The organism is Citrobacter sp. R56, from assembly GCF_016811995.1.
Classification (GTDB): domain Bacteria; phylum Pseudomonadota; class Gammaproteobacteria; order Enterobacterales; family Enterobacteriaceae; genus Citrobacter_D; species Citrobacter_D enshiensis.
In genome coordinates, this window is sequence record NZ_CP069159.1 from 39,122 (window position 1) to 63,204 (window position 24,083).

The 24,083-nt window shown below is 49.1% G+C and carries 21 protein-coding genes and 1 tRNA gene; 8 read left to right on the forward strand and 14 right to left on the reverse strand.

The annotated features are described in order from the left end of the window. Nucleotides 1–21: 21 nt before the first annotated feature. Nucleotides 22–924 carry a carboxylate/amino acid/amine transporter gene (locus tag JM656_RS00200; protein WP_203359543.1) on the reverse strand — a complete coding sequence of 301 codons (903 nt, stop codon included), beginning with the start codon at nucleotides 922–924 and terminating at the stop codon, nucleotides 22–24. Nucleotides 925–1,098: 174 nt separating this feature from the next. Here JM656_RS00200 and JM656_RS00205 point away from each other — a divergent pair, with 174 nt between their 5' ends. Next, nucleotides 1,099–2,007, forward strand: coding sequence for a LysR family transcriptional regulator (locus JM656_RS00205; RefSeq protein ID WP_203359544.1), 909 nt, complete (start codon nucleotides 1,099–1,101; stop codon nucleotides 2,005–2,007). An 80-nt stretch (nucleotides 2,008–2,087) separates the two neighbouring features. Here JM656_RS00205 and JM656_RS00210 read toward each other — a convergent pair whose 3' ends face one another. Together JM656_RS00210 and JM656_RS00215 are read right to left on the reverse strand one after the other, a co-directional pair. Then, complete coding sequence (locus JM656_RS00210) at nucleotides 2,088–3,794, reverse strand: SulP family inorganic anion transporter (RefSeq protein WP_203359545.1); 1,707 nt, start codon at nucleotides 3,792–3,794, stop codon at nucleotides 2,088–2,090. A 269-nt stretch (nucleotides 3,795–4,063) separates the two neighbouring features. Next, entirely contained in the window at nucleotides 4,064–4,354 is a 291-nt protein-coding gene (locus tag JM656_RS00215) for a SymE family type I addiction module toxin (RefSeq protein WP_203359546.1), read from the reverse strand. A gap of 128 nt (nucleotides 4,355–4,482) precedes the next feature. On the opposite strand from JM656_RS00215, the gene JM656_RS00220 reads away from it, so the two are divergent. Beyond that, nucleotides 4,483–4,647, forward strand: a complete 165-nt coding sequence (locus tag JM656_RS00220; RefSeq protein WP_203359547.1) for a YlcI/YnfO family protein — start codon at nucleotides 4,483–4,485, stop codon at nucleotides 4,645–4,647. A gap of 18 nt (nucleotides 4,648–4,665) precedes the next feature. On the opposite strand, the gene JM656_RS00225 is transcribed toward JM656_RS00220, so the two are convergent. Both JM656_RS00225 and JM656_RS00230 read right to left on the reverse strand, forming a co-directional pair. Further along, the gene (locus JM656_RS00225) at nucleotides 4,666–5,358 is read right to left on the reverse strand and encodes a nucleotidyltransferase domain-containing protein (protein ID WP_203359548.1); all 693 of its coding nucleotides are present in this window, start codon (nucleotides 5,356–5,358) and stop codon (nucleotides 4,666–4,668) included. After that, entirely contained in the window at nucleotides 5,355–6,536 is a 1,182-nt protein-coding gene (locus JM656_RS00230; protein WP_203359549.1) for a pentapeptide repeat-containing protein, read from the reverse strand. The genes JM656_RS00225 and JM656_RS00230 overlap by 4 nt, the downstream gene beginning before the upstream one ends. Before the next feature lie 606 nt (nucleotides 6,537–7,142). Between JM656_RS00230 and JM656_RS00235 the strand changes: the two genes are divergently transcribed. After that, nucleotides 7,143–7,646, forward strand: a complete 504-nt coding sequence (locus JM656_RS00235; protein WP_203359550.1) for a hypothetical protein — start codon at nucleotides 7,143–7,145, stop codon at nucleotides 7,644–7,646. Nucleotides 7,647–7,762: 116 nt separating this feature from the next. Here the strand turns inward: JM656_RS00235 and JM656_RS00240 are convergent, their stop codons facing one another. Genes JM656_RS00240 through JM656_RS00260 form a run of 5 tightly spaced genes read right to left on the reverse strand, consistent with a single transcriptional unit; the run spans nucleotide 7,763 to nucleotide 11,472 of the window. Then, nucleotides 7,763–10,096, reverse strand: a complete 2,334-nt coding sequence (locus JM656_RS00240; RefSeq protein ID WP_203359551.1) for a primase-helicase zinc-binding domain-containing protein — start codon at nucleotides 10,094–10,096, stop codon at nucleotides 7,763–7,765. A 14-nt stretch (nucleotides 10,097–10,110) separates the two neighbouring features. After that, complete coding sequence (locus tag JM656_RS00245; RefSeq protein ID WP_203359552.1) at nucleotides 10,111–10,431, reverse strand: DUF5375 domain-containing protein; 321 nt, start codon at nucleotides 10,429–10,431, stop codon at nucleotides 10,111–10,113. Then, a complete protein-coding gene (locus tag JM656_RS00250) occupies nucleotides 10,428–10,655 on the reverse strand; it encodes a hypothetical protein (protein WP_024154761.1) in 228 nt (75 codons plus the stop codon). Before JM656_RS00250 ends, JM656_RS00245 begins: the two co-directional genes overlap by 4 nt. After that, nucleotides 10,652–11,209 (reverse strand): host cell division inhibitor Icd-like protein, encoded by a 558-nt coding sequence (locus tag JM656_RS00255; RefSeq protein WP_203359553.1) that lies wholly within the window; start codon nucleotides 11,207–11,209, stop codon nucleotides 10,652–10,654. The genes JM656_RS00250 and JM656_RS00255 overlap by 4 nt, the downstream gene beginning before the upstream one ends. After that, nucleotides 11,206–11,472: an AlpA family transcriptional regulator gene (locus tag JM656_RS00260; protein ID WP_203359554.1), complete on the reverse strand. Its 267-nt coding sequence runs from the start codon at nucleotides 11,470–11,472 to the stop codon at nucleotides 11,206–11,208. Before JM656_RS00260 ends, JM656_RS00255 begins: the two co-directional genes overlap by 4 nt. A 552-nt stretch (nucleotides 11,473–12,024) precedes the next feature. On the opposite strand from JM656_RS00260, the gene JM656_RS00265 reads away from it, so the two are divergent. Genes JM656_RS00265 through JM656_RS00275 form a run of 3 tightly spaced genes read left to right on the forward strand, consistent with a single transcriptional unit; the run spans nucleotide 12,025 to nucleotide 13,659 of the window. Beyond that, nucleotides 12,025–12,828: a capsid protein gene (locus tag JM656_RS00265; RefSeq protein WP_203359555.1), complete on the forward strand. Its 804-nt coding sequence runs from the start codon at nucleotides 12,025–12,027 to the stop codon at nucleotides 12,826–12,828. Beyond that, on the forward strand, nucleotides 12,825–13,067 hold the full coding sequence (locus tag JM656_RS00270) for an ogr/Delta-like zinc finger family protein (RefSeq protein WP_203359556.1): 243 nt from the start codon (nucleotides 12,825–12,827) through the stop codon (nucleotides 13,065–13,067). Before JM656_RS00265 ends, JM656_RS00270 begins: the two co-directional genes overlap by 4 nt. A 16-nt stretch (nucleotides 13,068–13,083) precedes the next feature. Further along, nucleotides 13,084–13,659: a phage polarity suppression protein gene (locus tag JM656_RS00275; protein ID WP_203359557.1), complete on the forward strand. Its 576-nt coding sequence runs from the start codon at nucleotides 13,084–13,086 to the stop codon at nucleotides 13,657–13,659. Between the two features lie 375 nt (nucleotides 13,660–14,034). Here JM656_RS00275 and JM656_RS00280 read toward each other — a convergent pair whose 3' ends face one another. The 3 genes from JM656_RS00280 to JM656_RS00290 form a co-directional block, all read right to left on the reverse strand. After that, nucleotides 14,035–16,773, reverse strand: coding sequence for an SIR2 family protein (locus JM656_RS00280; protein ID WP_203359558.1), 2,739 nt, complete (start codon nucleotides 16,771–16,773; stop codon nucleotides 14,035–14,037). Nucleotide 16,774: 1 nt separating this feature from the next. Beyond that, the gene (locus JM656_RS00285) at nucleotides 16,775–17,941 is read right to left on the reverse strand and encodes an integrase arm-type DNA-binding domain-containing protein (protein ID WP_203359559.1); all 1,167 of its coding nucleotides are present in this window, start codon (nucleotides 17,939–17,941) and stop codon (nucleotides 16,775–16,777) included. A 161-nt stretch (nucleotides 17,942–18,102) separates the two neighbouring features. Beyond that, a tRNA-Sec gene (locus JM656_RS00290) sits at nucleotides 18,103–18,197 on the reverse strand. A gap of 278 nt (nucleotides 18,198–18,475) precedes the next feature. On the opposite strand from JM656_RS00290, the gene JM656_RS00295 reads away from it, so the two are divergent. Together JM656_RS00295 and yicI are read left to right on the forward strand one after the other, a co-directional pair. Further along, a complete protein-coding gene (locus tag JM656_RS00295) occupies nucleotides 18,476–19,870 on the forward strand; it encodes a glycoside-pentoside-hexuronide family transporter (protein WP_203359560.1) in 1,395 nt (464 codons plus the stop codon). Between the two features lie 12 nt (nucleotides 19,871–19,882). Next, complete coding sequence (gene yicI / locus JM656_RS00300) at nucleotides 19,883–22,201, forward strand: alpha-xylosidase (RefSeq protein WP_203359561.1); 2,319 nt, start codon at nucleotides 19,883–19,885, stop codon at nucleotides 22,199–22,201. Nucleotides 22,202–22,352: 151 nt separating this feature from the next. Here the strand turns inward: yicI and JM656_RS00305 are convergent, their stop codons facing one another. Beyond that, the gene (locus JM656_RS00305) at nucleotides 22,353–24,077 is read right to left on the reverse strand and encodes an AsmA family protein (RefSeq protein WP_203359562.1); all 1,725 of its coding nucleotides are present in this window, start codon (nucleotides 24,075–24,077) and stop codon (nucleotides 22,353–22,355) included. Between the last annotated feature and the right edge of the window lie 6 nt (nucleotides 24,078–24,083).

Sequence of the window (24,083 nt, forward strand, 5' to 3'; positions counted from 1 at the left end):
CCGTTGCCGCGCCGGTTGACATCAGACCCCTCTGGCGCGGCGGCGGGAGTCCATTGAAATCAGCACCACCGAGGAGAGGATCAGCAGCGTACCCAGCCAGTCCGGCAGGGTGAACGTGATCCCCAGCAACAGCAGTGAGAGCAACGCGCTGCTCAATGGCTCTGCGCAGCTCAGAATACTGGCCCTCGGCCCGCCAATCATCTGCGCGCCTTTCAGGTACAGGCTAAACGTCAGCGACGTGCCAATCACCACCAGATAGAAAAACGCCAGAATCAGACTGCCATTCACCACGAAGTGGGTGCCCTCTCCTGCGTAAAATGGCAACAGGATCACCCCGCCGATTAACATACTCCAGCCGACAATCGGTAACGTGCCGTACCGCGCAATCAGTGTCGAAGGGTAGGTCGTATAAAACGCGGCGGCAAAGGCTGAAGCAATTCCCCAGAACAGTGCGGAAGGTGAAATCGTCAGCGACGTTGGGTTGCCGTGAGTCACCAGTAAAAAGGTGCCAATCAGCGAGGTGAGAATGGCGGTCAGCACCAGAATGCCGGGCCGTGCTTTACGCACCAGCGCGAACCACGCCACGATAATCGTCGGTGACAAAAATTGCAGCACCGTGGCGGTGGCGGCGTTGGATTTCTCGATAGTGAGCAGGAAGGTCAGCTGTACGGTAAGCGCGCCAGCGATGGAGAAGATCAGCAGACTCAGGGCGTCTTTGCGATTTCTGAGGATGGAAAACACTTTATCGCCATGCACAAAGGAAAGCATAAGGAGAATCAGTCCGGCGAATATCAGACGCGTCATCGTTAGAAACTGCGACGACATCTGGCTTTGTTCCATGATGTACTGCGCGCACACCCCTGAACTGCCCCACAATACGGCGGCGATCAGGACGTTCATCATCCCTCTTCTGGTGGAACTCATTATTTCCTCTGCGTGTTGTTTTGTCTTTTTTATGTGCAGGCATCATAGCAGAGATAATGTGCAAGGCGTCACCGGTAACCGCGTGGATACCCTGTCTGAATAATTCGATGGCAAACCGGCAGCAGAACGGGAAAAATAGCCTGACGGCGACCGGACTTATACTCGGGAGTGCACATGTTCCGCCTTGAAGATCTCACGTTTTTTGTCCGCGCAGCGGCGTTAAACAGTTTCAGTGACGCCGCGCGAGAAGCTGGCGTGCCGCCTGCTCAGGTCAGTTCAGCCATCAAGCGGCTGGAATCCATATTAAATATTCGCTTGTTCGCCCGCTCGACCCGCAGCCTGCGCCTGACGCCGGAAGGCGAAATTTGGCTGCCCTACGCCCGCCAGATGCTGGAGGCGATGTACGCGGGGTTGCAAAAGATCCAGACGCCTGACGATGAGATTTCCGGGACGCTGCAAATTGCCGTGCCCTCCGACCTCGGACGAAACCTGCTGTTGCCTGTTTTTCAGTCCTTCCGCCGTCGCCATCCCGCGCTACGGTTGCGGATATTTTTCTCCGATCAGATTGCCGATGTGTTTAAAGATCCGGTTGATGTTGCGTTTCGTTATGGTCACACCGAAGACGCCTCGTACATCGCGCTGCCTGTTGCGCCCGGTAATCGCCGTGTGCTGGTGGCCTCGCCAGACTGGATTGCGCAACATGGCGAACCGCACAGCCCGGAGGAATTGGCGCAGCGCAATGCGTTGACGTTTGTGCTGCGTGGACGCCTTCACGACCGTTGGACGTTCATCCGCAACGGCGAAGTCAGTAGCGTGCAGGTGAATGGCGTCATGATGAGCGATGATGCCGAAGTCATCCGGCGGCTGGCGATTGCAGGGGAAGGGGTCGCGTACAAGTCCTGGCTGGATGTCTGTGACGATGTGCGAGACGGAAAGTTGCAGGTACTGATGCCGGAATATCAGGGTGAGAGCGCGCCATTAAACATGATCTGCCCGCACCGCAAACAGCTCTCCGCCGCCGTGCGCTTGCTGCATGAAGCGGTAAAAGCGCGCTGCGACGCGCTGGAGCAGCCACTTCCCTGAACCCGAACCCGACGCGAAATATTGACCGTACCAAAAGTGCCCAGGTATGCGCTTTTGGTACAGTCGGTGAACGCCGCCGATTACGCGTCCTGATCCATACTGTCTTTACTTTGAATTAGCCTGAGCGCCAGATAAAGGTCGGGAGCAAAGATAATATTACTCTCGTCCATCATCGGTCGGTGTTCAGTAAACCAGCGTGTTAGCTCCGTTTTTCTGCCTGCCAGCACTAACATAATATTGCGGGTCTGGAGTTCATTGATTAACTCATCAATGGTGGCTAATACGCTGATATCCGGATGGGTAAAGCACGCAACGGCGTCAATCACCACCCATTTGGGATCAAACGTGGCGCCATCAACCAGATTCAGTATCCGCCGTTTAAAATAGGCCGCATTAAAATAGGTCAGGGGTGAATTAAAGCGATACATCATGACCCCAGGGACCATTTTGATATCGTTGGTATTACCCAAGGAATGGATCATCCCATTTTCATCTGTCCCGAGCAGTTGCTCAGTAGGACGAAATACGGTGCGCAAAAATTGCAGCAAACCCAGTAATACAGCAAGCCCGATACCCTGAATAACGCCAATCAGTAACACGCAGACAAACGTAAAGCAGGCCAGACGGAAGGCCGGTTTATTCCTCTTTCTCAGCCCCCACAGCCCACGTAAATCGATCAACGACCATGAGGCAAAAATTAAAACGACGCCGAGGGCGGAGACTGGGATGTATTTTAAGGGGTCAGTGAAGAACAGGACGATAACCGCAATCACCAGCGCGGCGATAATAGACACCAGTTGGCTTTTACCGCCGTTGGCGTCATTTACTGCGGTGCGGGAGTCTGCGCCGCTAATAGCAAATCCCTGCGATAAACCGGACATGATGTTCGCAATACCGAGGGCTCTGAATTCAATGTCGGCGTTAATCCCATAGCCGTTTTTGGCCGCAAAGCTGCGCGCTGTCAGCATCAGGCTGACAAAGCTGACTAACGCCAGGTTTAGCGCCGGGATCACTAAATCACGCATTAAACCCGGCTGGAATGTTCCCCAGTGGACAACGGGCAGGCCTGACTGAAAATTATCGCCGCCGATGGTGGCAACACCAAGCTGTTGTGCCGGGGTACACCACATCAGTATTGTCATCAATATGATGGCAATTAAAGGGGCTGGCCACTGGCTGCGGAACTTCTTGATAGTAATGAGGATGGCGAACGTTAACAGTGAAATCGCGGCGGTTAATAAATGGCTGTCCGGGATCCGACCCGGTAAGGCGATAATTTTCTCAATCACCTGCTCCTGGTTGAGCGTAATTCCCAGCACTTTTCCCAGTTGCCCCACGATAATGGTGATGGCAACACCGTTAAGTAAACCGGTCAGGATCGGGTGTGAAAGCAGGTCGGCAATGGCGCCAAGACGAAACTGGCTGGCAAGAATACACCACACGCCCATCATCAGTGTCATGACGATCGTCAGCTGCCAGTGAAGTTCGGGGTTTCCGGCGGCCAGAGGAATAACGACGGCCGCGATCACGGCGCAGGTGGTGGCATCGGGGCCGACAATCAGCTGCCGGGAAGAACCAAACAGCGCATAGGCAATCATCGGCAAAATGCAGGAATACAGCCCGACGACAGCCCCCACACCGGCCAGCTCGGCATACGCAATGGCAACGGGAAGCGCCACCGCCGCGACGGATAATCCAGCTCTAATATCCTGTTTTAGCCAGCTTTTTTCGTAATCTAATAAATTCTTTAAGCCTGGCATGTAATTTAAAAGAATATATTTGAGCATAGTATTCTCCGGAGCGGGTTAACTGCTCTACTGCATTTAGCGGACATATCATGCAATGTGAAATGCAACGCGTCGCTGATAGATTATGGATGCCAGCGACGTCACGCTCCAGCGGGAGCATGACTAACTAAGATCCGGCGGGAGGCATTGTAACAGAAGCGGCAGAACGCTGAGTAGGCGCGCCTTGGTGTATAGGTGCTATGGTGTGACGGGGGAGCGAGGGTCACCTCAGGGCTTAGTTGCTTGGGTGACCCGTTGACCGACTGCAATCAGTGCGCGAACGACATCGCCCCTTCAATCTCTTTCAGTTTACGTTGCGCCGCTTTCAACTCCGCAAGCAGCGTTTGCTCTTGTTCGCTCCCGGTCATCAGAACAAGACATCCCTCCGCGACTTTGACCGTCACCTGTTGCCCGGTATCAAATCCCGCGTCTCGTAACCACTTCCCTGAAAGCGTCACGCTGGGCGTGCTTTTATTCGTTCCCTGCGGGCGATATCCCACAATGAGCGTGCGATCGGTTTTTGCAATCGGGGTGTCTGGGGTAGAATGCGGATCAGCCATAATCAACTCCTTGATAGTTGGTGAGGTTAGACGCCCTTTAGTGCTCCAACACTGCTGGGCGTTGTCAAAATTACGAATCCATGTGGTAGGTACCACATGCAGATAAATTAACCGAAATGGTACCTACCATGCAAGAGAAAAAGAAACCCAATTTTGACCGTACCAAAAGCACGATGAAGAACATCCGTTTTGAGGATGAGCTTCTGGAGCAGATCGAGAAAGCAGCGGGGAAAGGGAATTTTAGCAAGTGGGTGAAAGAGGCGTGTAAAGCACGCCTGAGAGAATGTTCATAAAATTAATGTTCATGATATCTAATCATAACTAATAGGAATGCTGTTTATTATTGCATCGAGAGTTGTGTGGACAATTCCATTTGAGTAAAAATTCTTTTTGTTAACTAAGTTATGCAAAAAGCTATATTTTTTTAAGAGTTCAGAAAGTAATTCTAATGTCCTTTCATCTTTATCTTGTGAGTTTTTTGCATCTATCAATAAAAGAGACTCAAAATGTGAACATCCTTCCTTAATCAAGGCGTTAGAGAGTTCTGATTTGGAGAAAAATGGTGTTCTATTTTCAGCGCTAAGAGCTATTAATATAGTTCTGACACACCACGAAATTCTTTTATTAGCCATTTTCCAATTTGTTATGTTATTACTTAGTTCAATTATTTTCAACCCTAAGTAATAAGCTGTTGAAGCTTCTTCCAGATAACTTTCTTTAAAATTAAAGCAGCTTTTCAACTTTTCAAAAAAGGGATCATTAAATAAACATCTACCTTCATTAACAATATGCATGAAGAACAGGTCTCCACTGCATGACATATGTAATGCCCTATCTGAAGAGTAAAATGAAAAATTTACTGTATCAATATTCCGAACAGTAAATTTCTGTGAATCATCAATTCCCAGCAAGTCTATATCAGATGAAATTGTTTGATCACCTCTCGCATGGCTTCCAAAAAGTATCAAACATTTCAGATCGGTGTTTTTGCTTTCAAATATCATAATCTGGCTACGCTAATTTTATTTATTAATGTTGGGAGACTAACTCCATACCAAAAAAGGCCGAGAATCATATTTATTAAAAGTAAAAATTGCTGACCAGGAGGATCATTAGCTATTGAGTATTTAGTGTAACCTGCTAAAAATGTTATATCTAAGCTTTGAATCATACTTTTAAGTAGTCCTTTACTCCATGGGACTTCTGTGGCAATCAAGACATTTTGTTGAATGAAATAAATAATTGTAAAAATTGAGAATATGACACCACCAAAAAACATACATCTTAGGAAATTACTTCCCCAACCATTTATAAGCCCAAAGCAGTTAAGCATTATTTTTTCAAAAGGAAACAGAAAAGATCTGGTGGTTTTATAGAGCCAGGAAATGTTATTTCTAAATTTGTTTTCTTTTTTAGCTGCTACCCTATAATTTCTTGCAGAAAGCTTTATTTTTGATTCTCTTTCTTTTAGGCGAAGTTTGAATAATGTTTTTGTAGCATTGTAGTAAATATCATCGTCCCCTATTATAGATACAGAGTTAAGAATGTTTCTCGCAAGTTTTACTTGAGATAAGTACATTCTGTAAACTTGATCTTCTTTATTTAAAGAATGAGTGTTGCAGTATTCTGATGTGGCATATTTAAACGCGTTTGATAATAGATCTCCAGAAGAAATGATACTATTATCAAAGTTTGTTTTACCACCCGAAATAGATATTTTTTTAAATCTACATAATTCATTAAACGAACATCTATAAAATTTCACTAGTGAAAATGAACTTTCATTGAATGTGCAATTATCAAAGTTAACATCATGAAGTTCAGAATGACCAAAGTAAACTTTTTTAAATTCACAATTTTTAAAAGTTATTTTTTGTCCAGAGTTGTTTCCTCTGAAGTCACATATTTCAAAAAAAGCATTTTCAATAACAATTCTTTTTGTATTTGGTTTCCCTGCTTCACTTTTATTATCTGTGTTATCTAAATCAATAACATAATTTTTTAGGTGATCACCATTATTTCGAATTGTATTAATGTCTCTAATATTAACTTGTTTAAATCTTTTTAGATCAACGCTTGTATCGTATACAGACTCCCAATAGCAAGTAAGCCGATGGTCATCCACAAATGTTGGGGGAGGTACTGAATTATTTAGAGGTTGAACATTTTGTGATGTAGTCATTTTCGATAATTTCTAAGTGAAGGAGATTATTAAAATATGAAATACTAGACATCATAACATTTATTCATTTTGGCGGAAGATCACAGGAGTGCTGAATTAATTATAACGCAATGAATTTAAATGATTTTTACTATGATTGAATGCCTTGTTATACATTTTGCTATACACATTTGATCGCGTGTCTGATTTTAGGGTGAAATATAAACAGACTTGATGAATTAGAAAACAGAAGCGAGAAAAAGTTTTTTTGCATTTAACTGTTCACACTGTTCACCTCGTTATTTTTCTTTTTAATATCATAATGATAAGTGGTGAATGGTTGGTGAAGAGTGAACGGTCGACTCTTCACCTTTGAGATTTTTTGCTCGCTCCGAATGCACCTACTCAGGCGACGAGGGGGGATAAAAAAGTTTTTTTTGGTTTTACTGTTCACACTGTTCACCTTTCATTTTTATATAATATTTTCATATGGTTAAGAGGTGATTAGACGGTGAAGGGTGAACAGTCGATTGTTCACCGTCACAGTAATGGAGTATCTAGCCCCCTGACAGCTACAATCGTTATATGATTCATCTCTGATGCGATTTTTTTCTCAAAAGGAACCTGATGTTTTCGCTGATCGCTAAATTTTTCTCAAAAGCTGACGCAAATAGTTCTGTAAGCGATTCAGGCTTCCTTGACTATGAAAAATTGATTCTGCTTGATGCTGAACGCCTTGCGGAGCAGGGTATCGCTGACGCTTATCAACTGCTACTGCCTACACTCAGGGAACATGTCGCTCGACCCGCTGAAGTACGTGAGATTCTGGATGCTGATTTGCCAGCCTATACAATTCAGTGCAATGGAGAGGAGTATATTGTCTATTCCGCTGCGGAGCCTGGTACGGAAGTGCAAAGCTGGGGACGGGCAACCTTTTTCCTTTTTCTTATTGTTAATAAACAGCTTAAAGGTACTGGCATACAGTTTTATGCAGTAGATGGAGGCAACAATTTAGCAGGGATTTTTCTTTCTCAAGAGCAAGCCTTGCTGGCACAAGCCGCGATAAATAGCAGGACTGACTGGCCGTATATTCCAGAACTGAATGAGCCATGGTACGGTCAATATCATTGATTCGCAGATTTTATGATGCCAACTCTTTCTATAAAAACCTTTGGGGTTTAACCGTTCTCTTTGGCGCAGCAGAATAATCAGGAAGGAAAAGACCGGCGATTGCCGGTCTGAGTGGGTTATGTCGCTGCGGGTTCGTCGCACTTCGGCAGCCAGTCGCCGTTGCTTTCATCCTTAAGCGTCAGGTTGGTCTGTGTACCCTGCTTGGTATGCCGCTTCTCATAATTCATCCCGTACTCTTTGAGCATCATCGGCAGCCCCAGCCCGAACATTTTCAGGCTGAGTACGTTCCTGTATCCGTTGGCCTCCATATAGACCAGATAGGCATGATAGAGATAGTTACGGGGCTGGCGCGGAATAATGTTGGCATTCCCCATAAACATCCCGTTCGTCTGCGGCAGCGCCTCCAGATAGCCACAAAAATCAAATGCCGGGTCAGCGTCGCGTTTAATGCTGAGTGCCTCGTCGGAGTTCTGCTGCGACTGGAGCAGTGCGCGGGCGGTCATCGGATCGCTGAACTTCTGCATAAGCTGACGCACAATGACGGCCAGCTCGCGCGCAATTTTATCCCTGAGCTGCGGGTCGCGTTCCTCCGGCGCAATCTGCTCCGGGAAGTGAATAATCACCCGGCGACGTGACACGCCACCGCTGCGGTCAGTGAAGCGCATCGGGTTATTGTTTACGGCCAGAATCACCGCCGGAATATGCGTTGAATACGGGTTCTGATATTTCGGGTCGACCGATACCGCATCGCCGCCGGTGATGGCCTTAAGCCCGGCACCGTCACCGCTCCATTTCTCCTGGTCAGGCAGGCGAATCAACGAGAAGCCAATCAGGGATGCACGTTTGCGGGGGTCTTCCAGAGTATCGATGTCGGCCGACGTGGCATTATCTTCCCCGGCGAGCAGGGTCGCAATTTCGGCGAGAATACTTTTGCCGCTGCCACCCGGTCCGGTCACTTCGAGAAAGAGCTGCCAGTCGTAACGGTTCGCCAGCACCATAAACAGGGCGGCCAGAATCACGTCGCGTTTTTCCGGATTTTTGCTGGCCGCACGGTCGAGCCAGCGCCAGAAGTTTGGCGCGTGTGTATCCAGCGTTTCCCCATCCACCGGCGGGGTAAAATCGACATCACAGAGCGTACGCAGCCAGTGTGATTTCTGGTGCGGGCTGAATATGCCGGTGCTGGTATCAAGCACACCGTTACGGAAGCCAATCAGCCGCCGCGCCGGTGCATTCTGCTGCGGAATAATCAGTTTCAGCGTCTCCACCACGGAGGCGATCCTCCCCGATGAGAACGGCGCGCGCAGGCGCTGAAACAGCCCGGCCACGTCACGGGCAAAGTCAGACGGCGGAATGATTTTCCAGATTCCCGCCTCATAGCGGGACAGTAGCTGGCCGTTCGCGTCCACGGCCAGCGCTTCGCCGTAATGCTCATGCACCCGCATCGCCTTTTCGCTGGCGCTCATGGCGGTAAATTCAGCCTCGCTCATGGTATCGAACGGACTTTGCGCCGGTGGCCGGATAGCGTCATAAATGGCTTTGCGTGTCGCATCCTCGCCTTTTTGTTCAAATGCGTCATTCCAGTCACCGAACACCGGCGGCAGGGCAATAATGCCCTCACTGGCGTTTGCGGCCGCTGCGGCTCTGGTCTGGCCGTCGCCGTTAAGGTCGCGGTCGGCAGCAAGGACAATCTGACAGGCTGGATGTTTTTGACGGGCAAGGCTTGCCAGAGAAAGGAGGTTCACGGAGGACAGCGCCACCATGACGGTTTCGCCAGTCAGGTGATGCACGGTGAGCGCGGTAGCATAACCCTCCGCGATCCACAGGCGTTTTCCCGCCTGTTTTTGCCCTTTGATGATATGGCATGCCCCTTTGACCTGACCGCCTTTCAGGGTGCGTTTGAGACCGTCAGCATTGATAAGCTGAAGGTTAACCAGCACGCCGCTATCATCATACAGCGGCACAGTTAAATCACCGGCGCGGAACGTCACGCCGCCGGTTTTATGCATGGTCGTCAGCGTCAGACATTCCCGACCGGGAAAGCCCTTGCCGGTCAGATAAGCGTTGCCGGTGGTTGTGCGGGTTTTCTCCATCAGTTTTACGGTAAGCTCTGCCGCCGCTTTCCGGTCGGCCTCCGTTCCGGCTTCTGCGGCCGCAATTACCTCCGGGGCAACCGGCGGCAGGTTGCCGGTCACGGCGTTCACCCTTTGGGCGGCCTCAGACGGATTTACGCCGAACACTTTCTCAACCAGTTTCAGGCCATCACCCGCGCCGCACTGGTTACAGAACCACGTACCGCGTCCCTCTTTATCGTCAAAGCGGAAGCGGTCAGAGCCGCCGCATACCGGGCAGGACTGATGGCGGTTTTTAATGACCGTCACACCCAGCGCAGGGAGAATGCGCGGCCAGTGGCCGCATGCCTGTTTTACGGTGTCCGTTACGTTCATTTTCATTGTGGTTGTCTCCCTCAGTGCAGTACCGGTGCGGTGATGTGACGGGCGCAAAGTTCATCCATCACGGCCAGCCCGAGAAAGGACAGCGACGGCGCGGCTTTGAGTGGACCGGCTTCCATTAAATCTTCCAGTAATGCACAGGCTATCTGGCGGCCTTTTTCCTCGCCGTGCTGGCGCAGGTAGAAGCCCTCCAGCTCGTCAGCAATGGCATTTTCCAGCGCGTCGAGGGTGAGGTGCGGATAGCGGTGCTGACGGGTGCACAGGGTCAGCCAGGCACAGGCGACCGCGCGGCGGTATAGCGCAGCACGCAGAGCGGGGGATAATGCAGTTTTCATACGTTACCCTCCCCGGTCAGCCAGCGCTGGTTGCAGCGTTCGACCACACCGTCGAGCTGGGCGGTCATGAGGTAAATCACGGAGGTGAGCTGTAATTGTTGTGCGGGGTCACGGCGTACGGTGGTGCAGTCCTGCACCTGCATCAGTTCGCCGACAAGATGGCCGACGTTGCGCATATGCTCAAGGCATTCGAGGTCACGGGCGGTAATGGTGGTGTGTTTCATGCGTGCACCTCCAGAACCGGCAAACGGCCAGCGAACGAGAGGATGTAATCGCGAACGAGGGAAAGACGTGCGGCGTGCTCATCACCGGCGACGGTGCGAAGCATACAAATACGGGGTTTACGGTCTGCGCGACGAACGGCGGCAAACACAAAGACAAACTGCGGGTGTGACGGGGTGAGGGTCGTAGCCATAGTGGCAACCTCCAATAAGTAGCGGTTATTGCTACCACCGGAAACGCCAATTTCACTGGTGGCAGCCCGAACGGGGTTGGCGTAACCGGCCTTATTGGAAACCGGCCAGCCCGAAGGCTGCCCCGCCCGGACTACCATTATCTTGAAAGAACTACGGTGTACAAACAAACACCACAGCCCGGAAAATGGGTGTACCTGAGCCACGACGTAAAAAAAGACGCAAGGCGCGTCTAAAGTCGCCAATAAGTTACGCGGAACGCCAATTCCGGCTGCCGATTTTGCGACAGCGGGAAAACTATACCTGGAAACGGCGAACGGAAGCAAGCCAGAAAAAGGGGCTTTTTGCGGAACGGCCATCATCATGCGTCATAACCCCGGTTGCGTTCGGCAATACGATCGACCATCCACGCCGAGATTTCAGACTGCGCCCACGCCACGTTTTTTCCGCCGAGGCTGATTTGTTTCGGGAAAGCATCCCGGCTGATGAGGTCGTAAATGGTCGAACGGGACAGGCCGCATAAATGCATCACTTCGGGCAGACGGATAAAGCGCTCGTGAACGGTATCAGAGACCGGTATCAGCGGGGCGACAGGGGCAGAAGACGGGGAAGAAAAAGTAGTGTGCATCGGGCTACCTTATAAAGTCCATACAGTGCCGGTCGTGTCCGTCCGGCTTCGGGTAGCTCTCTATTTTGTGAATATTTTCACTCAGGGCAACAAGTCATTTTGCAGCGAAATGCCACACAACAAACCGTTAACAAGTGAATGGCAAACAGTGGCAATCTCTGACAATCGTTGGCAATCTTTGATAATTCTTTGGCAAACCAATGATTACTTTTATTTATATATTTTTGTTTTTTAATCGCTAAAAAGTCTAAGTGGCTGACTGACCGAAAAAACAGAAGGGTGAACAGTGGTGAACAGACGGTGAACAGTCATACCCTCAACTGTTCACCCTTTATCTTACTGTATTACTTATATTTTTATTTAAGGTGAACAGTGGTGAATAGTTATAAGTAAAAAAACAAACGGTGAGTAAGGTTTTCCTGCGACCTTTCTCTGGCCAGCCGGATTTTTAAGGTCTGTTTGTGCCAGACCTGCCACATCTGCAATGAATCGTGTTGTTGTCTGAGGGACGGCAGAATGGCGTCAGGTTGAAAACACAGAGAGAACCCGACGATGAAACCAGATTTGTTTACCGCAGTAATGAAAACCATCGGCAGCACGCAGGATGAGAAAATTCGAACAGCCATTGACAGCGCACTGGATACCCTTAACGAGAAAGCAAACCAGAACGCAGAGGCCACGATAAATAATGCTCTTGATGCGTTCAGCAAGGCTAAATCCGCACACACGGAAAATATGCTGAAACTGAATGATATTGATGCCGCCATTACCCGAAGCGAGAAAGAGCGTCAGAACGCCCTGAATGAAAGTGCTGAAGCTGAACAGAACTGGCGTACCCGTTTTCGCGAACTGCGCGGCATGATGACCCCGGAACTGAAAACCGAACACAGTCAGCGAGTGGCCGGTCGGGAGCTGGCGGAGGAATTCACCGCCATGATTGATGAGCTCAACGATGATAAAGCCAGTACCATGCTGTCCGCCTGTACATCAGGAAAAGAATACGTCAGCGCCCATTCAGAGGCGCTTTCTGCCCATGCCCGGAATGAGTGGTCGGCGGTCATGAAAGAGATTCCCCCGGAGCTGGTACGCGCTTTCGCGTTACGCCTGCGTGAGCTCGAAATTAAGGGGGAAGAACACCCTCACAACGTTCTCATTCAGGAGCTGGGTGAGAATGTACTGGTGCAAAGCAGGTTCTACACATTCAACATGGCGCAGGAGCCGGTAATTTCAAAAATTGGGCTTCACCGTCCGGCTCTTACCGGCGTGGACATGAAACTCTATAAAAGCCCTGCTCTCAGAATGGCGCGGGCTAAAGAGCTGGCGCAGAAGAAAAAATCGCAGGGGGTTAAGCCATGATGCGCTGCCCGTACTGCAAACAGGCTGCCCATGTCCGTACCAGCCGTTACCTGTCGGATAATGTCAAACAGAGCTACCTCCAGTGCGTGAATGTCTTTTGCTCCACGACCTTTCGCACCATCGAGTCCATTGATGAGGTGATACGACCACCGGCAGAAGAAAAGCCCGAACCACCGCAGACAGTACCAGAAACACCGACCCGAATTCTGGACTGCGCCCGCTCATCGCAGCGCCACTGATTCAGGAGAAAAGACAATGGCACGAGCACTACTGGAACAGGCCTTTGAAGTCTGTCAGAAGAATAAATCGGACTGGATGAGCGGCAAATCAGCACTGGCGCGGGCTGAAATGGCGCTAAAAGAGCTGGAGCTGACCTGTACCCGTTATGAACCGGAGGCAGCACAGGCGCTGCGTGATGATATTGACCTGAAAAAATGGGCGGTAAATCAGTCGGCCGGGCATTACATCCGGTCACATGAGGCCGTGCAGCGTATCAGTATCCGTCGTCAGCTCCACGCCTTTATGCAGGTAAGCGGCGACGCGCTGGCCGCAGCATTGGCACCGGAATTAATGCACCTCAGCGAACAACCTGAAATAGTCAGAGAACGGGCTCTCGACCGTGCGGCCGCCAGTGTTCGCGAAGCGCTGTCCGTTTACCTGGCCAGCGGAGGAAATATTGATTACGCAGAGGGCGATAGCGATATTCTGACAACCATCGGTTTCCGGCCTGACAGAGCATCGAGAGACGACAACCGGGCAAAATATACACCTGAACAGAGTCAGATTTTCATGCGTCGACAGGCCGCGCAGACCCGCAAAAAATCCGCATAAAATGCCCCGAAAATACCCGTCTTTTTAATAAAAATAGCCATGCATGCCTACGCTGCATGGCTTTGCATGCAAAACCCTGAATTTTCCACACCCCGCCGCACCAGCACTGGTGCGGCCTGAGCCCCTTCATGCATCTGCATTAAAAGCGCCCCAGGAAGCGGGCAGGCGTGGCGGGGAGAGCATTGCGCGCAGAGCATTTATGTTTTTATTTTGTGAAAATACGATTGTATTTCATATCTAATGCTTCTATTCGTCGGGATAAAATGAGAGAGATAACGTTTTTATCAAATTCTCAATCCCAGTTATCGAGTAAAACTGTTAAATTTGTTTCTCTTTAAACTGCGCCTAGGTGACGCAGTTTCTCAACAATCCCTATCAAGAGTATGTTTCGTATTGTTTTACTATTTTCTCTATTTTTTCAAGTGCAGGGGCATATTCTTTCATCATTTTTGTTTCAACTAGATAACGCAATAAACTTTCGAAATTTATTGCTTCACCAGAATATTTGTATTTCCCAAATCGATCCATTGATTTGAATGCTTCGTCAGCAAGAGATGAATTAGGTGGCGTTATTCCTGAGGCCATCAAAAATAATCCTAAACGTAGTTGGTTTTCAGGGTTAAGTTTAGATGATGGGATTGTTTTAACAAAAGATGAAAGAATCATCCTTACTGAGTTACTACCAATCAGGTATAATTCATATATGATTGTTTCGACTACTTGAGCTTTTTCTTCATCACTTAATTTTTGTAATTGAGATACTAACGCTTTTGTAGTTTCTTTATTTTTATAGGTTATATTTAACTGCATCGCTACAGAGTAAATATTTTGCACACCCTTTGTAAGGAAACAAACTCTTTCAGAACCATTTATAACACCATTGGATAGCTTCTCAAGAATTATGGTTATAACGTCAGATACGAAATCTTTATTATATTTTGATTGTATGCGGTTATATCCTATTGTGATGAATTCTTCAATTGCATCAATTATTTGGATGGAGTTGCTGCTATGTTTTAGGAGCTTTAAAACAATAGTGTAAACCGGACTTTCATGATCGTCTATCTCTTGTGAGTTAGCTAGCAAGAATAATGACTTCACAATATAATCATCAACTTTGCTATAAAACCTATTATCAGAGATGTATGAGGTTGATAAATTTAACAAGACCTTATTAACCAACCAGTTTCTATCGTCAAGACTTAAATTTAGCATTAGGGAAGATTTGTTTTTTTTATTTTTAAAATATTCACGTAATTTTTTTTGTTCTATATATTTAATACATGAAAATAGCTCTTCTTTTTTTAGATTAATACTATCTGAGTTTTTTTGTTTAGTGATAATTATTTGGATGAACTTATTGGTTGCATAACGAAATTCCTTATATACATCTATTAAAAAACCATTCTTCATGACGAAGTTGACAATATTTAGGTGTAAGAATTCCGATTTATATTCCTCCGCATCCCAATGATATAGAACATTACTATTTTTTCTATCTTTAGTTTTTGCTAGAATGGAATCAATGGTGTAGTTAAAGTTAAATAGGTAGTTAAAATTGACTAGTTCTAAAACAGTAGAAGTGGAGCGTCTTATTTTTCTAGGAAACCCTTCGAATATCTCACTAATGTTGTTAGGTTCAATTTCATTATATTTATCACGATTGGAAAGACCATACTTTAATTGATGGAGAATGACATTTTGGTTAAATAGTGAGAGTAAAAGGGAGGCATAGTTTTTTTGCTTGAGATCATAAGATATTAAATCTTCGGCAGCCATGTACGCCAGCTCATAGTGACCGTTTTGATAGAGTATATATGGGTCTGCACGGTCATAAGTTGAATTGTTCGAAGCGCGACATTTACGAGTGTAATCAAAGTCTTTTTCATAGTCGAAATTAAAATGGATATCATTAATATTGCTCATATCATCTGAAATATAGTCACTGAAAAGAACTGCATTCTTTTTCTTTTCATCTATTATAATTCCACTAATGTCGGCTTTATTTAATATTTTGAATATACCCTCTAATTTTGTTGTTATGGAAATATTTTTATTTTCGTCATTTTCTTTGACTATCTTGACAAATTGACTATATATAGATCTTAGGCTTTTATTAATGTCCGAGCTTACTTCATTAGTGTAAAAATATAAAAAAGCATGCGGTTTATCATTCGTGTTACTATAAAATAAACCACAGTTAGTTAAGCTTCTTACTATTTGTTCAGCAAGGATGCCATCTAGGTAATTTAAGTGAGATAATCTGTTGTTTATTTGATTAATAACATTGCTAGTAGATGTGTTTGTTATGTTTTTATTTTTTATGGATAACAGAAATGAATAGAGTTGATTGCTTTGCTTATTTTCAAATAAATTAGGTAGGGGGGCGTTATCTAATAGTATAGTCGTGATTCCATGGCTCGCAAGGTATTTTCTCTGGGCTTGATCGTCTTTGGAAACAGCGAGAAACATAGGAGGTCTGATATTTGAGTGATTTTGTGTCCACTTTATAATTTGCTTAATGTCAAAATCATTATACGAATAACCTAAGAACAAAATAGTATGCGTAGACAAAATACTCTTAATATAATTCGATATAAGAGGGAAATTGAACTCATAGTTTATATAATCATCTTCTTTGAATACAATATTATGATTCAAGAAGTCACCATGCATCTTTATTAGTTTTTTATCTAAGCTTGATTTCATCAAGTCTTTATCGCTTGCAACTATACTGTATATAAATGCGTTATCAAGAGTTGTGTTTTCAAGTATACAATCCCAATTGGTTGTTATTACTACATGTGGGTTTATCTCGAATATAAGTTTGTGAACTTTCGATGGAGGTGTATTGTTAGAAAAGAAAGATTTGATTTTTTTATAATATAAGTGCTCGCCAAACTCAAGGAAGTATAATTGTGCTACCTTTAAATAATCTATTTCGTAGTCAATATTCAACTCTGATTTGAGTTCATCGATTAAGTCCCCCCAACTTGGGAGCTTTATTGTTTTATTTTCAGAACATTTTGATACTCCAGCGCCTACAAAAATTGCTAATGAGTCTTCATCTATAGCATTTAAAATAGTATCGATATGTTTGTTATTGATGCTCATTTTATTTCCCATAATTGTCTGAATACCATTGCAACATCTCTCTGCGTTTCTCAAGGTATTGAGCGTGATTGTAAGTACCACGGATGCTATTTTTATCTACATGAGCCAATTGCATCTCAATCCATGCACTATCAAACCCATACTCATGCAGAATTGTCGACATAGTGTGTCTAAAACCGTGACCTGTTGCGCGTCCTTTGTAACCAAGTAGCTCAATCACCTGTGAAACGCTTTCCTTTGAGATCGGCTTACTACGGTTGTTCCTGCCAATAAAAATATAAGGGTAGTGGCCAGTAATAGGCTTGAGTTGCTTGAAGAGGTCGATTACCTGAGTAGAAAGCGGCACTATGTGAGGTCTGCGCATTTTCATCCTTTCTGCTGGGATTTCCCATATACCTTTCTCAAGGTCAACCTCATCCCACGTAGCAAAGCGCATCTCTTGTGTTCGAACACCAGTTAGCATAACTATCTTTGTAGCATTTTTCGTAATGATGCTGCCGGTATATGCTTCCAAATCCCGAATAAAATGAGGCAACTCTTCAGCGGACAAAAATGGATGGTGCTTTTGCTTAGGAACGGCCAGAGCGATAGCTAAATCAGGTGCAGGATTGTATTCAGCACGGCCAGTTATAATTGCATAGCGATACACCTCGCCGCATCTTTGGCGCACTTTTCTGGTTTTCTCTAGTGCTCCACGCTTCTCTATTCGTCGCAATACTTCAAGCAGTTCTAACGGCTTGATTTCACTGATAGGGCGTTTACCAATGAACGGGAACACATCTTGCTCGAATGTCTTAATGATTTCTTCGCGATAGGCCACTGTCCAGCGGTCAGCTTTGTTGGCGTGCCATTCTCGACATATGGCTTCGAATGAGTTCTCTGTTGAGAGTTGTTGTGCCAGCTTTTGGGCTTTACGTTCTTCGACTGGATCAATGCCATTTGCGACCTGCTTACGGGCCGTATCGCGTTTCTCACGTGCTTCTGCGAGGCTCACAAGGTCGTAGCTGCCAAATGACATTAGCCGCGCTTTACCTGCAAAACGAAAGCGGAAGCGCCAGCCTTTTGAGCCGTCTGGATTGATGAGTAATGACAGCCCTTGTCCATCGTTCATTGTGTAGGGTTTGTCTTGAGGCTTTGCTCGTTTGATTTGTATGTCTGAAAGTGCCATGTGTATAAGTCAAAAATGTGTATAAAAAATCTATACACATCACTATACATATTTTTCATGGATTCAGGGAGAACTTGTCGGACGGTTACGGATGAGTGATTTACTATATGTGTTGAAAATAAAGGGTTTTTAGACGTTCTCGGATGACGGCGGAGGGATTTTGGCGGAAGATCACAGGAGTCGAACCTGCCCGGGACCGCTGGCGGCCCCAACTGGATTTGAAGTCCAGCCACCTCACCGGAGATGACGATCTTCCGCGCCTCGATTGCTACATGGAGGCGGGGCGCATTATAGCTACTTCCTGGCGTTTCCACATCACTAATCACACTTTTTTCCTTACCGTTTCGTCTTACTATGATCGGTTTCATATAAATCCCTATAAAATCCACTAGTTACATTTTCACCTCTCCTCCAGCGCTACGCCGATCACAGAAAACAAGAATCGTAAGTTGATAACAAAATAACGGAATACTCGCGTCCACAGGGATGGTTTACAACGTGTGTAACCGGTCTCATAACATCAAGGATAAGCAGATGAAGAGTGAAGTGTTATCCGTTAAAGAGAAGATTGGCTACGGTATGGGAGATGCCGCCAGCCATATCATTTTTGATAACGTCATGTTGTATATGATGTTTTTCTATACCGATATTTTTGGTATTCCTGCCGGTTTTGTCGGCACCATGTTCCTGTTGGCGCGCGCGCTGGATGCGATCTCTGACCCTTGCATGGGACTGCTGGCTGACCGCACCCGTTCCCGCTGGGGCAAGTTCCGCCCGTGGATTTTGTTTGGCGCCATCCCGTTCGGCATTGTCTGCGTGCTGGCCTACACCACGCCGGATCTCAGCATGAACGGCAAAATGATTTATGCCGCCGTTACCTACACGCTGCTGACCCTGCTGTATACCGTGGTGAATATTCCGTACTGCGCGCTGGGCGGCGTGATCACCAACGACCCGACGCAGCGTATCTCCCTGCAATCCTGGCGCTTTGTGCTGGCGACGGCGGGCGGCATGCTCTCCACGGTGCTGATGATGCCGCTGGTGAATCTGATTGGCGGCGACGACAAAGCCTTCGGTTTCCAGGGCGGGATCGCAGTGCTCTCCGTGGTGGCATTTCTGATGCTGGCGTTCTGCTTCTTTACCACCAAAGAGCGCATCCAGGTGCCGCCGAGCACCACCTCAATGCGTGAAGATCTGCGCGACATCTGGCAAAACGACCAGTGGCGCGTCGTTGGCGCGCTTACCATTCTCAACATTCTTGCCGTCTGCGTGCGCGGCGGCGCGATGATGTACTACTGCACCTGGATCATGGGCTCACCGGAAATCTTCGTCGCGTTCCTCACCACCTACTGCGTCGGCAACCTGATTGGTTCCGCGCTGGCGAAACCGCTTACCGACTGGAAATGTAAAGTCAGTATCTTCTGGTGGACCAACGCCGCACTGGCGGTCGTGAGCGTGGCGATGTTCTTCGTGCCGATGCAGGCCACAATCATAATGTTCGCCTTTATCTTCGTGATTGGCGTACTGCACCAGCTGGTAACGCCGATTCAGTGGGTCATGATGTCCGACACCGTCGACTATGGTGAATGGACCAACGGCAAACGCCTGACCGGCATCAGCTTCGCGGGCACGCTGTTCGTGCTGAAACTCGGCCTGGCGCTGGGCGGGGCGATGATTGGCTGGATGCTGGCCGGCGGTGGCTACGACGCCGCAGCTAAAACACAGAACAGCGCCACTATCAGCATCATCATTGGCTTGTTCACGCTGGCCCCGGCGGTTTGCTACGTGCTGAGTGCGATTATCGCCAAACGCTATTACACGCTGAAAACGCCATTCCTGACCAAAATCATGGGCGAGCTGGCGCAAGGCGCGCGCCGCAATCAGCAGGCGTTTGAAACCCTGCCGGTCAGCAAAGAACTGCAGAACTAAGAGGATAAAAGTATGAAAATCAGTGACGGTAACTGGCTCATTCAGCCGGGCCTGAATGTGACGTATCCGGTTCAGGTGTTTGATGTGGAGCAGCAGGGCAACGACCTGGTGGTGTACGTTGCGCCGCGCGACGTGCGCGAGCGCACCTGGCAACTCGACACATTGATGTTTACGGTTCGCCTGTTCTCGCCGCAGGAAGGGATTGTCGGTGTGCGCATCGAACACTTCCAGGGCGCGCTGGACAACGGCCCGCACTATCCGCTGAACGTGCTGAAAGACGTGAAGGTTGAGATTGAAAACAACGCGGAATTTGCCGGGCTGAAAAGCGGCAACCTCAGCGTGCGCGTCACCAAAGGGGAGTTCTGGGCGCTGGATTTCCTGCGCGATGGGCAGCGCATCACCGGCAGCCAACTGAAAAACAACGGCTACGTGCAGGACGGGAATGCCGGCAGCAACTACATGTTTGAGCGTCTGGACTTGGGCGTCGGCGAAACGGTGTACGGCCTGGGCGAGCGTTTTACCGCGCTGGTGCGCAACGGTCAGACGGTCGAAACCTGGAACCGCGACGGCGGCACCAGTACGGAGCAATCGTACAAAAACATCCCGTTCTACCTGACCAACCGCGGCTACGGCGTGCTGGTGAACCATCCGGAAAACGTCTCCTTTGAAGTCGGCTCCGAGAAAGTCTCCAAAGTGCAGTTCAGCGTCGAAGGCGAATATCTGGAATATTTCGTGATCGACGGCCCGACGCCAAAAGAGGTGCTGAACCGCTACACGCAGTTCACCGGCCGTCCGGCGCTGCCGCCCGCGTGGTCATTCGGCCTGTGGCTCACCACCTCGTTTACCACCAACTACGATGAAGCGACGGTAAACCGCTTTATCGACGGTATGGCGGAGCGCAATTTGCCGCTGCACGTTTTCCACTTTGACTGCTTCTGGATGAAAGCCTTCCAGTGGTGCGATTTTGAGTGGGACCCGGTGACCTTCCCGGACCCGGAAGGGATGATCCACCGACTCAAAGCCAAAGGGCTGAAGGTCTGTGTGTGGATAAACCCCTATATCGGTCAGAAATCACCGGTGTTTAAGGAACTGAAAGAGAAAGGCTATCTGCTCAAACGGCCGGACGGTTCTCTGTGGCAGTGGGATAAATGGCAGCCGGGGCTGGCGATTTATGACTTCACCAATCCGGATGCCTGTAAATGGTATGCCGACAAGCTGAAAGGCCTGGTGGATATTGGCGTCGACTGCTTTAAAACCGACTTCGGCGAACGTATTCCGACCGATGTGCAGTGGTTCGACGGTGCCGATCCGCAGAAAATGCACAACCATTATGCGTACATCTACAACGAACTGGTGTGGAACGTGCTCAAAGAGACCGTCGGTGAAGAAGAGGCGGTACTGTTTGCCCGCTCTGCGTCGGTGGGGGCGCAACAGTTCCCGGTACACTGGGGCGGCGACTGCTACGCCAACTATGAATCGATGGCGGAGAGCCTGCGCGGCGGGTTATCTATCGGCCTCTCTGGCTTTGGTTTCTGGAGCCATGATATTGGCGGGTTCGAAAATACCGCACCAGCGCATGTCTACAAACGGTGGTGCGCGTTTGGCTTGCTCTCCAGCCACAGTCGCCTGCACGGCAGCAAATCCTACCGGGTGCCGTGGGCGTACGACGACGAATCCTGCGATGTGGTGCGCTATTTCACTGAACAGAAATGCCGGATGATGCCGTATCTGTACCGGCAGGCGGCGCTGGCTCGCGAGTGCGGTACGCCGATGCTGCGTGCCATGATGCTTGAATTCCCGGACGATCCGGCCTGTGATTACCTCGACCGCCAGTACATGCTGGGGGATTCCGTGATGGTGGCACCGGTGTTCTCGGAGGCGGGTGATGTGCAGTTTTATCTGCCGGAAGGGCGCTGGACGCACCTGTGGCGCAATGACGAGGTCGCGGGTAGCCGCTGGCACAAACAGCAGCATGACGTCCTGAGTTTGCCCGTGTACGTGCGGGATAACACCCTGCTGGCGCTGGGCAGCAATCGTCAGAGACCGGATTACGCCTGGCATGAAGGCACCGCTTTCCAGCTGTTCCACCTGGAAGAGGGGCGTGAAGCGTTCTGCGAAGTCCCTGCCGCAGACGGCTCGGTTATCTTCACGCTAAAAGTGAAGCGTACTCACAATATGCTCACGGTAACGGGCGAAGGCGACGCGCGCGACTGGACGCTGTGCCTGCGTAACATCCCGCAAATCGGCGATGTGAAAGGCGGCTCTTACGCCAGCAGCGAGTGGGGTGTGGTGGTGAAAGCGGCAGGAAACGAGCTGGTGATTCATCTGTGATGCTGTTCCCCTCTCCCCAAAGGGGGCGAGGGGATGTGTATGGTGCCGGAGTTTGATTTGTAGGCCGGGTAAGGCGAAGCGCCACCCGGCGTTTTTGTTGGCCCCTGAGCCTAAAATTGCCGGGTGGCGCTGCGCTTACCAGGCCTGTGTTTCAGGGCTGGGGTGAAGTAGGAGCCACTGCGGGAACTACAGCCGAAACCGTCGACACTACGCCCCCCGTCATCGTCTGCTCGACCTGCTGTTTCTCGGCATTCAGAGCGTGTAACTGACCGTTCACCGTGGGTTTCAGCGGCGTATCGGCCTGAACAGTGCCGCTGGCGGTAAGCTGGATATTCCCGTCGCCAGAAATCGGCAGTGCTGGCCAACCCCACGGCTGCAGGATGTTCACCGGAACACCTCGTCCGTTCAGGCTTATCTGGGTCTGACGCTGCGACACCTGTGAAACGCTGGCGGTAGCTTCCAGCAATCCTCTCTCGGTGTAGCCACTCAGTTCACTGATGTTAATCGTACTGCTGTTTGCCGTCAGCGCCAGAGAGGGGCGACGCACATCCACGCGATTGAACGTACCCACCGCAGCGTTAAATGTGGCGTTTCCGCTCCACACGCCCCACTGATGGTCCTGTACCAGCCCCAGGTTTGCGCCGTAGCTGTCCAGCGCGGTGAGCTGCCATGGGAACGTGGGATCAACATCAATCACCAGATTGCGGCTGGCGTTGAATTTCTTCAGCGTCAGGCTGTTGAGCCAGCCTGGCAATGGTTTCATCCACAACTGTTTCCAGTTTGTCGGCAGGGTGTATTCCAGCCCGGCAATGGCAGTATCGTCGAGAACGAGTGCTTTACCGGAGCGTAGCCAATGACCGGATGTGCGGATCATGCCGCCTTCCCAGCGGGTGGTGAACTGACGTAGCGCGATGCCGTGCGGAGAAAACTCCGCATTTAAGATGGGATCGAAGAGATGCAGCGAACCATAGATGAACTCGCTGGCATTCATCGACAATTTGCCCTCCTGCGTCTGCCAGTCATCTTTGCTGAAGGTCAGGCTGCGCAAGCTGAGGTCAAGATCGGTCACTGCCCAGTCCGGACCTTGCAGGCGTGCGTCGGTCACCTCAAGGCGGCCAATCTGCAGGGAAGGAATACTTGTGAGCGGCGAAAAGAATTCCACCAGCACTTTGTCGCTTTGTAAGCGGATGTCGTTCAGACGAAGGCTATCAACAATCCAACTGCCGTCCGCATTTCGTCGCGCCACGCCGGTTAATGCGCCGCGTGCGACGTCTGCGCCAATGTTGCTCAGTGTCACCTGTTCTTTGTCGATGCTGCCTTCAATCAGCACGTTAGTGGCGGGGATGTCGTTCAGCGTCAGCGAACCTGCACTGAGCTGGATCTGTGCTTTGCTGCCGAGTACCCGACCCGCTTCAGGATTCCAGGGGATCACGCCACCGTCCACCCGTTGCGCGCTCAGGTTCCACTCGCTGCCGGGACTGTTGAACGCCATATCGTGCAGCTCTAAGCGAACGGCCCGGAAGGGAAGCGGCGCCGTTTGCGAGGAGATATTCAGCGTCCCGTCTTTAAGCAGGATGGTGTCAACATGCTGGGGATCGGTCAGTTGTCGACTACTGAGTCCGATATCCACGGTTTTTGCGACTAACGTGGCAGGCTGACCATCCCGGCCAAAGGTGACGTTCTCCAGCAGGATGTGGGAAGGGGAGGAAAAACGGTGATCCATCGCATCAAAGGCCACGTGGTAGCCGCTATTTTCAGAGATCCAGTTGCTGACGCGTTCTGCTCCCCAGCGGGTTTGCAGCAGAAAATAGAGCACGATAATCGCCACCAAAAAGGCGATCAGCACGTAGATAAGCAGCTTTCCAATAAATTTCATGGTCTT